We start from the raw sequence: 12,916 nt of genomic DNA, 5'->3' as shown, positions 1-12,916 counted from the left end.
GTGGGAGGGGGCTTGCCCCGGTACAAACCGGGGACATCGTTTACATTTCTAACCGGGGACATGGTTTACAGGCTAATACGCATGATCAGGAGGTAACTGATCATGCCCTGGAACCAAGAGTCCCCCATGAATCAAAGAATCAAGCTGGTAGCTGATTGGCTTTCTGGCAACTTCACCAAAAGCCAGTTGGCACGCCGCTTTGACGTTAGCCGACCTACCGTCGATAAGTGGATTGCCCGGCACGACGGCGATTTGAGGTCTTTATCCGAACTGTCCCGGCGACCTCACAACAGCCCAAATAAAACCGACGACGAGATTTTGGCCCGTGTAGTCGCGATGAAGGAGGCTCACGATAAATGGGGGCCGAAAAAGCTTCTCGAGCTATTACGGCTGGAAGATCCCTCCGTCACCTGGCCCTCTCCAAGTACGGCCGGTCAATGGCTTGACCGACTTGGGCTCGTCAAAAAGCGGCGCTTCAAACGCCGACACAGCATTTCCCACGCACAAATGCGAAAGGCCGACGAACCTAACAAGACGTGGTGTGCTGACTACAAAGGGCAGTTCAAGATGCTTAATGCTCAGATGTGCTTCCCTTTGACCGTCACAGACCATGCGTCGCGGCTGATTTTAGCGTGCAGGGCCCATCCCAAGATCATGACCCAGCCTGTAAAACAGGCCTTTGAGAGGCTTTTTCAGGAGTACGGCATGCCGGAAGTTATCCGTTCGGACAACGGGGTACCGTTCGCCTCTCCTGGCCTGGCAAGAATATCCACACTGGCAGTTTGGTGGATTCGGCTGGGTATTTATCCCGAGCGAACCATGCCGGGAAGACCCGCCCAGAATGGTCGCCATGAACGAATGCACCGTAGCTTGAAACTTGAGTTGCCCTTAGGGAAAAACTTAGTCGAGCAGCAGCTTTTGCTGGAGCATTTCAGGCATGAGTTTAATTACGTACGCCCTCACGAAGCGCTCGGCATGAAACGTCCGGGAGACTTGTATGTGCCGTCCACCCGAATTTATCCAGGATGCTTGCCCGATGTGGAATATCCGGCAGAAATGAAAGTTCGAAGCGTCAGGCAGGACGGATCGATCAAGTGGAACGGCAAGTTGGTATTTATCAGCGAGGCGCTGTCCGGGGAAAGGATAGGGCTCAAAGAAGCTGAAGATGAAGCTTGGGATTTGTACCTGTGTGATTATCCCTTGGGGAGGCTTGGACGAGGTATGACCCGCGTCCAGGCCTCAAATGTGTAAACGATGTCCCCGGTTTCAGATGTAAACGATGTCTACGGTTCTACACCCCGATAGCGATGCGACAGTCAGCGCAGCATTGACTGATCCGCCTCTATCGGGAGCAAGCCCCCTTCCACTTTTTGTTTGCGGCGATATTTCTTGTCTCAGTTCTTTTTCAGGCAAATGTTGCAAAGATCTACAAACCCGCCGCTTTTACCGCTAGTCTGCGGACATCTGCAATGCCGATAACAGCCTTCTACAAGAGCCCGGCGATGACTGATCTGTCCCGAATCCAAGGGCCTGCCAGCCGGGTAATCCCGACCCTGGAAGGTCGCTTCTACAGGCCCCCGCTGCCTGATGGCTACGTGCTGCGCCCGCGCCTGTGTGAACGGCTGGGCGCCGGCCTGGAGGGGCGGTTGCTGCTGGTCTGCGCACCGGCCGGGTTCGGCAAGAGCTCGTTGGCGGTGGAGTTCTGCCAGGGCCTGCCGGCTCAGTGGCACAGCCTGTGGCTGGGCCTGAGCCCACGGGACAACGACCCAGGGCGTTTTCTTGAGCGCCTGCTCGAAGGGTTGCAGCACTACTTCCCGGCACTCGGCACCCAATCCCTGGGCTTGCTGAAAATGCGCCAGCGTCATCAACCCTTTGCGTTTGAAGAGTGGCTCGACGGCCTGCTCGATGAGCTGACCGTGCACCTGTCCACCCGTGCGCCATTATTACTGGTGCTGGATGACTACCATCTGGCCCAGGGACCGGTGCTGGACCGTTGCCTGCAATTTTTCCTCAACCATTTGCCCGATGGCCTGGTGGTGCTGGTCACCAGTCGCCAGCGCCCGGACTGGCATCTGGCGCGCTTGCGGTTGTCACGGCATTTGCTGGAGTTGCACGAGCAAGACCTGCGCCTGACCCATGCCGAATCCCAGGCGTTGCTGGATCGCCACAGCAGTTCCTTGAGTGGTGAAGCCCTCGACAACCTCATCCGCCGCAGCGAAGGCTGGGTGGCCGGCCTGCGATTTTGGCTGCTGGCGGCTTCCGAAGCCGGCAATGAGGGCGCCTTGCCGCAAAGCCTGCACGGTGGGGAAGGGCTGATCCGCGACTACCTGCTGGAAGAAGTGATCGACTGCCTGCCTCCCGAAGTGCAGGCGTTCCTGTTCGACACCGCGCACCAGGAGCGTTTTTGCAGCGAGCTGTGCGATGCCGTGCGCGAAGCCCATGACAGCGCCGAGATCCTGCGCTACCTGCAAGCCCACCAAGTGTTCCTGGTGCCCCTGGACGAGCAGGGGCACTGGTACCGTTATCACCATTTGTTCTCCGACCTGCTGCGCACCCGCCGCGCGAGCAGCAATGTCTTGCCGGCCGCCAGCCTGCATCTGCGCGCGTGCCGCTGGTTCAACGCCCAGGGCTTGATCGACGAGGCGGTGGAGCAGGCATTGCGCGCCGGGCACCTCGACGTGGCGGCCAACCTGGTGCAGAACCTGTCCGAAGAACAACTGCTGGCCGAGCAGAATGTCGGCATGTTGCTGCGCTGGAAAATGGACTTGCCCGACAGCCTGCTGATCAGCACGCCGCGCCTGATTGTGCTGTACAGCTGGGCGTTGGCACTGGCCTGCCAGTTGGATGCGGCGCAGGAGTTATCCGCGTACCTCAGTCGCTTCCTGCCGGCACCCTCGGCTACCGCACAGCGCTCGATGCTGGCCCAGTGGCTGGCGCTGAGCGGGATTATCGCCCGCGGTCGAGGTGACCGTGAATGGACGCAGCGCTATTGCAGCGAGGCGTTGGACAGCCTGCCGCAACGGCGTTACGGCCAGCGCCTGGTGTGTCTGTCGACCCTGTCCAACCTGGCCATCGCCGATGGCGATCTGTGGCGCGCCCGTGGCCTGAACCGCGAATCCCTGGAACTGGCGCAGCGGGTCGGCAATCCGCTGTTCGAAGCCCTGGCCCATTACGACCGTGCACGGGTGCTGCAGGCCCGTGGCGAAATCCTGCGCGCGCTCGATGAGGTGCGCCAGGGCCTGCAGCGCCTGCACGGCCTGGCACCGCAGCGACTGTATGCGGTGCGTGCGCGGCTGTCGCTTTACGAAGGCTATTTGCTGTTGATGCGCAACCAGCCCGAAACCGGCATTGCCCTCCTGCGCGCAGGCCTGGCCGAGGCGCGAGCCTGTCGCGATATCAGCGTGCTGATCGGCCATTGCGTGATCGCCAGCTTCGAAGGGCGGCGCCATGACTTTCCCAAAGCCTTCGCCGAACTCGCCGAAGCCGAGCGCCTGATGCATATCTGGGATGTGCCGCCGATCTACTACCTGGCGATGATTACCCTGATCAAATGCGAACTGTGGCTGGCCCAAGGCCGCACCGACCTGGCGGATGCCTGGCTGACGCGCCTGGGGCAGACTTACCACGGCGAACAGGCCGCCGCTGCACCGGAATTCCACCCGCACTTGCCGCAACATATCGGGCTGCAACAAGCCGCCCTCGATGCCGTGCGCCATCAGCCCCAGGCGGCGCTGGAGCGGCTCGAAGCACTGGCGCAACAGGCCCACGACAGTGGGCGCCAGATGATTGCCCTGATGGCGCTGACCCAGCAGACCCAGTTGCTGCTCGAGTGCGGTCAGGAAGCCAGGGCGCGGCCGGTGCTGGCCCAGGCGTTCGAGGCGGGCGCCGGGGGCGCGTTACAGCCGTTCCAGCGCTTGTTGGACGGGCATCCGGACTGGATGCGTGAGCAATTGGGCAAGGACCCGCAAGGTGTGTTGCACCAGAGCCTGCTCGCGCTTCTCCCGGCGGTCGTGACGCCCGAGGTCACGACTGGCCACGAAACCCTGAGCACGCGCGAGCTGGCGGTCCTGCAACTGATCGCCCAAGGCTGCTCCAACCAGGAAATCAGCAACCAGCTGTTTATCTCCCTGCACACCGTCAAGACCCACGCCAGCCACATCAACAGCAAACTTGGGGTCGAGCGACGCACCCAGGCCGTGGCGCGAGCCAAGGCGATGGGCTTGCTGGCGTAAGTGCCGGGCGGTTTACGGTGCCGGCGGGCACTGGCCGGTTGACCTGTCGACCGCCTGGCTGACCTGCGCGGCAAAGCGCTTGAGATTGTTTTGATGGGCGAGCACCACGTTGTCGATGCTCGGCCCGGCGGGCGACTGCAACGTGGTCCGGCAGGTCAGCGGTGGGCGCTCGGTGCCCCCGGCCGGGCGCAGGCGCCATTTGACGTCGAGCAGCGCGTACTGGCCGGGTACGGAGTCAAAGCGCTGCACTTCAAGACGCAACAACATCGATTGTCGAGGGTTGCTGTTGGCCAGTTGGTCCACCAGCGCACTCCTCAGCTCATCCGCGAGGCTCGCGGCCCACCACTGGGTTTCCAGGATCGCCACGCCACTGTCGCCCTGGCGGATCACAATCTGCGGTCGGTCGACCTGGGGGGGAACGGTGATGCTTTCAATCCGGATGCTGCCCGCGTCGGCCCCAGTGGCCGTATTCCAGTGCGCCGGTGTCAGCGTATGAAAGGTAATCGGGGTACTGCTGCACGCCGCCAGCAACAACAGCATGCCGACCACTGTGATTTTCAACGGAAACGTCATGGCGTTTGCTCCAGGGGTCATTTGCGCGGTGGTCCTTGCAGGTCCAGGGGCGCGGCGTTGTCGGGACGGCCGCGAATCAGCGATTCCGGGTGACGGCCCAGGTAGTCCGACAGTTCGCGCAGGGAGCGCGACATGCGCCCCAGTTCATCCAGGGTCTGGGTCAACTGCTCGCGCTGCGGTGAATCCTCGGCCAGGGTGGAACTGGCCGATTGCAGGGTCTTGCTCACGTCAGCCAGGGTGTTCTGCACGCCGGGCAGGGTCTTGGCATTGAATTGGGTCAGGCCTTTGCGCAGCTCGACCAGGTTGCTGTCGAGGTTGCCGGCAATACGTTCGATCGGCAGTTGGTTGATCTTGTTGACGATGCTCTCGAGTTTTTCCTGCAGTTGCTCGAGGTTGCCGGGAATGGTTGGAATGCTGACCGGGCGCAGGCTGGGGTCAAATTTGACCTTCTCGGCTTTCGGGTAGAAGTCCAGCGCGATGTATAACTGGCCGGTCAACAGGTTGCCGCTGCGTGCCTGGGCGCGCAGGCCATTTTCGATGAACGAGCCGATCAGCCGTACGCCGGCGGCCTCATCGTTGGGGTCATGGTTCATGACCTTGAGCAGTTTGGTGTGGGCCTGTCCGAGCAACTGTGGATAGATCACGATACCGACGTTGAGTGGGAAGCTGCGTTTATTGGCATCGAAGTCGAGGTTGATCGATACCACTTTGCCAAACTCGACGCCGAGGAACTCCACCGGCGCCCCGACCTTGAGCCCGCGCAATGCCTGGTCGAAGCGCAGGGCCATGTATTGCCCCTCGCCATTGGGTGGGGCGAGGGCGCTGTCCTGGTCGTCGAAGAGTTCAAAGGTACGTGCCTCGTCGGCCGGTTTGTCGTTGGGGCTGTACGGCGGCGCCCGAAAGGCGATACCACCGACCAGCATGGACGAAAGCGATTCGGTCTTCAGCGCGAAGCCATTGGCGCCGACGCTCAGGTCAACCCCGCTGGCATTCCAGAAACGCGTGTTTTCGGTGACATAGGCATCATTGGGCGCATGAACGAACACCTCGACATTGACACCCTTGCCTTCGGCATCCAACTCGTAGGCCACCACCTGGCCGACCTCGATTTTGCGGTAGTACACCGGTGAGCCGATATCCAGCGAACCGAGGGTCTGCGTGTGCAGCGTGAAACGCTTGCCCGGTTCGCCGTAGGTGATGGGCGGCGGGTTTTCCAGGCCTTTGAACTGCTTGGCACGGGTCTCCGATTGGCCGATGTCGGCACCTATGTAGTCGCCGGAGAGCAGGGTGTCGATGCCGGATACGCCGCCGGCGCCGATACGCGGGCGTACCACCCAGAACTGCGAATCGGCGCGGGTGAAGCTTTCGGCCTGCTTGGCCAGTTGAACCGTGGCGTTGACGCTTTTCTGGTCGTCGCTCAAGGCGACGTCGGTCACCTGGCCGATCACCACGTTGCGGTACTTGACCTCGGTTTTGTTCGCGATCAGACCGCTGCCGGTCTTGAAATTGAGGGTGATGGTCGGGCCCTGTTGGAGGACGCTGTGTACCACCAGCGAAATCCCCACCAGCACCGCGACGATCGGCACGATCCACACCAGCGAAACGCTGAAGCGCCGTGTCTTGATTGCAGGCGATCCTGGGGCTTGCGGGGTGTCAGTGGGATGTGACGTCATCCGCGGTCTCCTTGTTGTGTGGGGTTTCCCAGATCAGCCTCGGGTCGAAGCTCATGGCGGCCAGCATGGTAAACACCACCACCAGGCCGAAAAACAGGATACCCAGGCGCGGCTCGATGGTGCCCAGGGCCTGGAACTTCACCAGTGCGGCCACCAGCGCGACCACGATGACATCCAGCATCGACCAGTAGCCAATCAGTTCGACGAAGCGGAACAGCTTCGAACGTTCCTTGCGTGCCCAAAGGCTATTGCGCTGCACGGTGACCAGCAGCAGGGCCAGGGACACAAACTTGATGCCGGGCACTGCGATGCTGGCGATGAAAATAATCAGCGCAATGTCCCACGCGCCGTGCTGCCAGAACTCCAATACCCCACTCATGATAGTGCTGTCCGCCCCCGAGCCGAGCATGGTGGTGTTCATCACCGGCAGGAGATTGGCCGGCACATAGAACGCCAGCGCGGTGAGCATGTAGGCCCAGGTGCGCGTCAGGGAACTGACCTTGCGCCGGTGCAAGGGCGCGCCGCAACGCTCGCATTCGTTCGGCCCGTCGCGCATGTCGCAGGACAATCCGCAGCTGTGACAGAGGCACAGGCCGAGCTCGCTGGCCGTCGGCGGTGTGCTCATACGCTGTCCCACAGGTCGCGCACATCACGCCCGGCAATGCGGATCAGCAACAGGCTGAGTACGGCCAGGGCAAACAGGCCGGTGCCGGGGATCACATCAAGCATGCCGGCCAGCTTGAACACCGCCACCATTGCCCCGAGCAGACACACCTCCAGCATGCTCCAGGGCCTGAGTGCCTCCAGCCAACGCATGCACAATCGGAACGCCGGTGAGCGCTTGCCCGCGAGGGCGAAGCTCAAGACCCACATCAGCAGCAGTAACTGGAACACTGGCGCGATGATGATGGAAATGGCCGCCACCAACGCGATAAACGTGATCGGCCCCAGGCTCAGCGCTACCACCGAGTCCCATAGCGTGGCGCTGCTTTTCAGGCCTTGCAGGCTGATACTCATCACGGGATAGAAATTGGCGAACGTCCACAGCACCGCAGCCGTCAGCGTCAGGGCGAGACGCTGTTGCACGGTCAGGCCGTTGTAGCGCTGGAGCACGCCTGCGCAACGTATGCAGTGGGCTTTTTGATGTTTGGCGAGCGTGACTTTTTCGTACACACAGTCGCAGTGCTCGCAGATGATCAGTTGATTCGCCATGGGGATCGCTCCAACGCGGCACGGTGGCGGGGGCCTGGGTTGTTTTTCGATGGCGTGGGCAAGCTTAGCAGTCGCTGCTCTTCAGGTCTGGCACCGCGTCAACCATACTGTGCGGAATATGCCATAGCGCCCGCAGGAGCATCGATGAATATTGAAAAAGCCGCGCTGATCCGCGAAACCTTCCCGGTCGGCCCGTTGCAGTGCAACTGCAATGACGAGTGACTGGCCCTCACGTTGATCTACAGAGGACCGGGTGGGTAATCCTCCTGCCGTGTTAACCACTTTTTTGACTTGTTAATCGTCATAGTTTACGGTGTAAAAAAGTGGTTAACAAGGTGGCGTGAAATGCCGGTTTTACTGGATGATATCAAGGGTTACCTCGAATCCACTGTGGGCTTGGAAGCGCACCTTCAAGCAGCCTCAGGCCTGAAGGTTCCCTTTCATATCAAGGATGCCTACAAACTCGTCTATCTGGCCCTTATGGTCGGGCCGAAGGCGAAACAAACGCTACCGATGCTCCTACTGCTTCCAGTGGAAAATAAGTACCCGGGAGCCGTAACGCTTGGGAAGCACATCGCTCAGGTACAAAAAACCACGGACAAGGTGGTTGTGTACGTATGCCAGTCACTGTCGGTGCCGGAGCGGCGTAGCCTGATCGCCAACAACATCAATTTCATCCAGCCTGGCTATCAGATGTTCATCCCAGAGTTGGCGATGGACCTGCGCGAGACCGTTCGGACGCGCCGAAACGAGGAAGACGTTTCAGCCCTTCTTCCTGCTGCACAAGCGATGGTCTTGGCTCGCCTGTATGAGGGATGGGACAGCGATACGATCTTCAACTCCAACGGCATCATGAACGGTTTCAAATACAGCCGCGTCACACTTGCCAAAGTGATCGATCAGTTGCTGAAGCTGGGCATCGTCCATCCTGCACAAAGTCAGGGGTTCAAAAATTGCTATTCGTTCGGTGCACCTCCGGCCAGCATCTTCAAAAATGTTCGCCCCTTTATGCGCTCTCCCGTTAAACGGAAGGTTGCGATCGACCGAGTGCTTCATACAGGCGGCGGCGTATTTCTCGCGGGCGAGACCGCTCTGGCCAAATGCACGATGCTGGCGGGTCCCATACAACCGGTTTTTGGAATGACCAAAAAGCAGTTCGACGACATGGTCCAGGAACTGGCATTCAAGGTAACCGACTCGGTTGATGAGATCCGGGCATGGGTGGAGATATGGTCTTATCGAAGCCTAAAGGAAGGAAAAAACATCGCAGATGAAGCGTCATTGCTTCTGAGCTTGGAAAACGTCCCGGACGAACGTGTCCAGTTGGCTTTAGATGAACTTAAGGAGGCAGTGACTTGGCTGAAATCAGAGGACTAGACGTATTCGGACAACACTTCAGCGATTTTCGTGATCAGTATGTGCTGATTGGCGGTGTTGCCTCCTGGCTCACGATGGATGCGGCGGGCCAATCGTTCCGCGCAACCAAGGATCTCGATATCGTGCTGGTTATCGAAGCGCTCAATGCCGAGTTTGCCGGGGCGTTCTGGGCCTTCATACGTGCCGGACGGTACGCCATCCGGCAGGTTGGTGGGATTGACGGTCAGCGGCCTGTTTTCTATCGGTTCCAGCACCCCGAGGACGAGGCCTATCCCGTCCAGATCGAATTGTTCTCGCGTGCTCCCGAGGGTGTCGCGCTCCCGGCGGACGCGACGCTGACCTCTATTCCTACAGACGAATCGGTATCAAGCCTGTCCGCCATCTTGCTCGATGACCCCTACTACCATTTCCTCCTTGAGGGCCGGCAGCGCAATGACGTTCTGACCTTCATCGGCGCCGACCGGCTGATCCCACTCAAGGCGCACGCTTGGCTCAATTTGTCAGCGCGAAAGGAGGCTGGCGAACAGGTCGACAGCAAGAACATCAAAAAACATCGAAATGACGTACTGAATCTGAGCGGCCAATTGACGGATGACCCCATCGACCTGCCGGAAAGCATTCAGACCGACATGAGGGCGTTTCTGGCGCTCTTGGCGAACGAAGAGATCGATCTCAAGTCCATCGGACTGAAAGGCGCCCTGGGGGACTATATCGAGCGTCTTACATTGAGCTTCGGATTACAGCCACCAATCCAATAGGAACACATTCTGAAAAACTGTCAGCCAACGATCATGACCGCGAGCACATGAACGCATTCCTCGGGCATGCGCTCGATGCTTACAAACAAAGCAGGTGACATCACTCGTCATCGCTTTTCACACAGTGCCAAAAATGTGCCATTCGCTTTATAGGAGCACCCATGGAAGCCGAAAAGCCCACGCTGATCCGCGAAACCTTCCCGGTCGGCCCGTTGCAGTGCAACTGCACGATCATTGGCGACCCCATCACCAAGAAGGCCATCGTGGTCGACCCGGGTGGCAATCATGAACTGATCCTGGCGCGCCTCGATGCCCTGGGCCTGAAAGTGGTGAGCATCATCCACACCCATGCCCATCTCGATCACTTCCTGGCCTCGGGGCAATTGAAGGAAAAGACCGGTGCAACCCTGCACCTGCACAAGGAAGACCAGTTTCTCTGGGACAACCTGGAGATGCAGTGCCAGATGTTTGGTGTGCCCTACACGCCGGTGCCGTCGCCGGATCGCTGGCTGGCCGATGATGAGGCGTTGGCCTGTGGGTGCGGTGTGGCGCTCCATACACCGGGGCACACGCCAGGCTCGATGAGCTTCTGGTTTGCCGATGCCAGGCTGCTGATTGCCGGGGACACGCTGTTTCGGCGCGGTGTTGGGCGTACGGATTTGTGGGGTGGGGACCAGGCGACGATCGTGCGTTCGATCAAGCAACGGCTCTACACGCTGGATGAAGGCGCGACGGTGGTGACCGGCCATGGCCCGGACACGCGCCTGGGTGACGAGATGCGTGAGAACCCATTTGTGCGGGCGTGAAGCAATGGTTCGAACGGCAACCCGCTGTAGCAAAAACTCAGGCCGCGTTCAGCATGTGTCTGCTACGGTTTCTGTAGCAACGCAAGACCCGAATGTTTTGTTACAGCTCTGGGCGCGCCCACGGAATTTTTACCGTTTGTCGCGTTCCAAACTCGGCACGGGTCCATTGCCAATGTCCTTTGCACCACAGAATGCAAAAGTAGGAGCTCCCTTCATGTTCACTCCGCGTCGTCTGCTTGTTGTCGCTACCGCCGTAGCCCTGTTGTCCGGCTGCGCTTCACCTAATCCTTATGGCGGTGGCAGCCAGGGACAGGCGAATAATGAATCCAGCGGTATGAGCAAGACCGCCAAGTACGGTGGCCTGGGTGCCCTGGCCGGTGCATTGGCGGGTGCTGCCATCGACCATAACAACCGTGGCAAGGGCGCGCTAATCGGCGCAGTGGTTGCGGGTGCCGGCGCCGCGGGTTACGGCTACTACGCCGACCAGCAGGAAAAGAAACTGCGTGAGAGCATGGCCAATACCGGGGTTGAAGTTCAGCGCCAGGGCGACCAGATCAAGCTGATCATGCCGGGTAACATCACCTTCGCCACCAACTCGGACGCGATCTCCAGCAGCTTTTACCAGCCGCTGAACAACCTGGCCAACTCCCTCAAGCAGTTCAACCAGAACACCATCCAGATCGTGGGTTACACCGACAGCACCGGCAGCCGCCAACTGAACATGGACCTGTCGCAGCGCCGTGCCCAGAGCGTGGCCAACTACCTGACCTCCCAAGGCGTTAATGGTGCCAACCTCAGCGCACGCGGTGCCGGCCCGGATAACCCGATAGCCAGCAACGCCGACGTGAACGGTCGTGCGCAGAACCGTCGCGTAGAAGTGAACCTCGGCCCGATCCCCGGCCAGCAGTACGGCCAGCCTGGCGCGCAGCAGCAAGCGCCGCAGCAGAACAACCAGTTCCAGGGCAACCCGTACCAGCAATACCAATAAACGCTGGCCACTAAAAAGGGCGCCATGCAGTGAATGCATGGCGCCCTTTTTTATGGCTGCCGCTTACATCAATCGATGTATTCGAACACCTTGACGATCTTCTGCACGCCGGACACGCCCTGCACCAGGTTGGCTGCGCGCGTGGCTTCCGCCTGGGTCAGCAGGCCCATCAGGTAAACGATACCGTTGTCGGTGACGACTTTGATCCGCGAACCGGGAATCGCGTTGTCGGTCAGCATCTGTGCCTTGATCTTGGTCGTCAGCAGGGCATCGTTGCTGATGGCCAGCAGGGTGATCGGGTCCATGACCTGCAATTCGTTGTGGACCTTCTTGACCCGCTGTACGGCCGAGGCTGCCTGTTCGGCCTGGGCCTTGAGGTCGGCGCGTGGCGTTTGGCCTGCGAGCAGTACCACGCCGTTGAAGCTGGTCACGACGATGCGTGAAGCACCGTTGCCCAGGTCCGTGGCGGCTTTGGCAATGTTGACTTCGACCTTGGTTTCGATCAGCGAGTCGTCAATCTTGCTGCCGAAGGTGCGGGTGCCCTTGTCATCCTGAATAGGGGTGTCACGTGTCGCAGTGATTGCCGTGCTGCAGCCGCTGATGCCGAGGCACAGCGTAATGGCCAAAAGGCCGAGGCGGTTAACGGTCATTCTTCACTCCCAAACAGTTGGCTGTCGATCAGATCGCACAGGCAGTGGATCGCCAGCAGGTGGACTTCCTGAATACGTGCGGTGACATTGGCCGGGACGCGAATCTCCACATCTTCGGGCAGCAGTAGCGAGGCCATGCCGCCGCCGTCGCGTCCGGTCAATGCTACGACAATCATTTCGCGATCATGTGCGGCCTGGATCGCTTGAATAATATTCGCCGAGTTGCCGCTGGTGGAAATCGCCAGCAGCACATCGCCTGGTTGGCCCAGTGCGCGGATCTGCTTGGAGAAAATTTCGTTGTAGCTGTAGTCGTTGGCGATCGAGGTGATCGTTGACGAATCGGTGGTCAAGGCGATAGCCGGCAGACTCGGGCGCTCACGCTCGAAGCGGTTGAGCAGCTCGGACGAAAAATGCTGGGCATCGCCGGCCGAACCGCCGTTGCCGCACGAAAGCATTTTGCCCTCGTTGAGCAAGGCATTGACCATGACCTGACTGGCTTGCTCGATGTGCGGTGCAAGTACGTCCATCGCCTGTTGCTTGGTGTCGATGCTGGCCTGGAAAAGCTGGCGAATTCGGGATTGCATGTCCATCTGTGTGACCTTAAGTAGCGCGGCTGTTTGGCACAGGAATGTGCAGCCCGCAAAGCA

At 59.8% G+C, this 12,916-nt stretch carries 12 protein-coding genes; 6 read left to right on the top strand and 6 right to left on the bottom strand.

Features of this window, described 5'->3' with window-relative positions; all coding sequences use genetic code 11:
• Nucleotides 1–102: 102 nt before the first annotated feature.
• Together BFP99_RS31345 and BFP99_RS31340 are read left to right on the top strand one after the other, a co-directional pair.
• Nucleotides 103–1,251 carry an integrase core domain-containing protein gene (locus BFP99_RS31345; protein WP_065924691.1) on the top strand — a complete coding sequence of 383 codons (1,149 nt, stop codon included), beginning with the start codon at nt 103–105 and terminating at the stop codon, nt 1,249–1,251.
• 251 nt (nt 1,252–1,502) lie between these two features.
• Nucleotides 1,503–4,232 (top strand): LuxR C-terminal-related transcriptional regulator, encoded by a 2,730-nt coding sequence (locus BFP99_RS31340; protein WP_065949007.1) that lies wholly within the window; start codon nt 1,503–1,505, stop codon nt 4,230–4,232.
• 12 nt (nt 4,233–4,244) lie between these two features.
• Here the strand turns inward: BFP99_RS31340 and BFP99_RS31335 are convergent, their stop codons facing one another.
• The 4 genes from BFP99_RS31335 to BFP99_RS31320 are packed head-to-tail and all read right to left on the bottom strand — an operon-like array spanning nt 4,245 to nt 7,690.
• Nucleotides 4,245–4,805: a PqiC family protein gene (locus BFP99_RS31335; RefSeq protein ID WP_065924268.1), complete on the bottom strand. Its 561-nt coding sequence runs from the start codon at nt 4,803–4,805 to the stop codon at nt 4,245–4,247.
• 17 nt (nt 4,806–4,822) lie between these two features.
• On the bottom strand, nt 4,823–6,478 hold the full coding sequence (locus tag BFP99_RS31330) for a PqiB family protein (RefSeq protein WP_065924267.1): 1,656 nt from the start codon (nt 6,476–6,478) through the stop codon (nt 4,823–4,825).
• Nucleotides 6,459–7,103, bottom strand: coding sequence for a paraquat-inducible protein A (locus BFP99_RS31325; protein WP_065924266.1), 645 nt, complete (start codon nt 7,101–7,103; stop codon nt 6,459–6,461). Before BFP99_RS31325 ends, BFP99_RS31330 begins: the two co-directional genes overlap by 20 nt.
• A complete protein-coding gene (locus tag BFP99_RS31320; RefSeq protein WP_027604773.1) occupies nt 7,100–7,690 on the bottom strand; it encodes a paraquat-inducible protein A in 591 nt (196 codons plus the stop codon). Before BFP99_RS31320 ends, BFP99_RS31325 begins: the two co-directional genes overlap by 4 nt.
• Nucleotides 7,691–8,035: 345 nt before the next feature.
• On the opposite strand from BFP99_RS31320, the gene BFP99_RS31315 reads away from it, so the two are divergent.
• The 4 genes from BFP99_RS31315 (at nt 8,036) to BFP99_RS31300 (ending at nt 11,619) form a co-directional block, all read left to right on the top strand.
• Complete coding sequence (locus BFP99_RS31315) at nt 8,036–9,067, top strand: hypothetical protein (RefSeq protein WP_065949006.1); 1,032 nt, start codon at nt 8,036–8,038, stop codon at nt 9,065–9,067.
• On the top strand, nt 9,046–9,825 hold the full coding sequence (locus tag BFP99_RS31310; protein WP_065949005.1) for a hypothetical protein: 780 nt from the start codon (nt 9,046–9,048) through the stop codon (nt 9,823–9,825). The genes BFP99_RS31315 and BFP99_RS31310 overlap by 22 nt, the downstream gene beginning before the upstream one ends.
• Nucleotides 9,826–9,986: 161 nt before the next feature.
• The gene (locus BFP99_RS31305; RefSeq protein ID WP_065924263.1) at nt 9,987–10,631 is read left to right on the top strand and encodes an MBL fold metallo-hydrolase; all 645 of its coding nucleotides are present in this window, start codon (nt 9,987–9,989) and stop codon (nt 10,629–10,631) included.
• Between the two features lie 214 nt (nt 10,632–10,845).
• On the top strand, nt 10,846–11,619 hold the full coding sequence (locus tag BFP99_RS31300; RefSeq protein ID WP_027604771.1) for an OmpA family lipoprotein: 774 nt from the start codon (nt 10,846–10,848) through the stop codon (nt 11,617–11,619).
• A gap of 68 nt (nt 11,620–11,687) precedes the next feature.
• On the opposite strand, the gene BFP99_RS31295 is transcribed toward BFP99_RS31300, so the two are convergent.
• On the bottom strand, nt 11,688–12,269 hold the full coding sequence (locus tag BFP99_RS31295) for a BON domain-containing protein (protein ID WP_027604770.1): 582 nt from the start codon (nt 12,267–12,269) through the stop codon (nt 11,688–11,690).
• Entirely contained in the window at nt 12,266–12,859 is a 594-nt protein-coding gene (locus BFP99_RS31290) for a phosphoheptose isomerase (protein WP_007904374.1), read from the bottom strand. Before BFP99_RS31290 ends, BFP99_RS31295 begins: the two co-directional genes overlap by 4 nt.
• Between the last annotated feature and the right edge of the window lie 57 nt (nt 12,860–12,916).

The organism is Pseudomonas sp. 1 R 17, assembly GCF_900067035.1.
Taxonomy (GTDB): Bacteria; Pseudomonadota; Gammaproteobacteria; order Pseudomonadales; family Pseudomonadaceae; genus Aquipseudomonas; species Aquipseudomonas marginalis.
The sequence above is the reverse complement of the archived record's forward strand: the minus strand, read 5'-3'. Positions and strand labels throughout refer to the sequence as shown.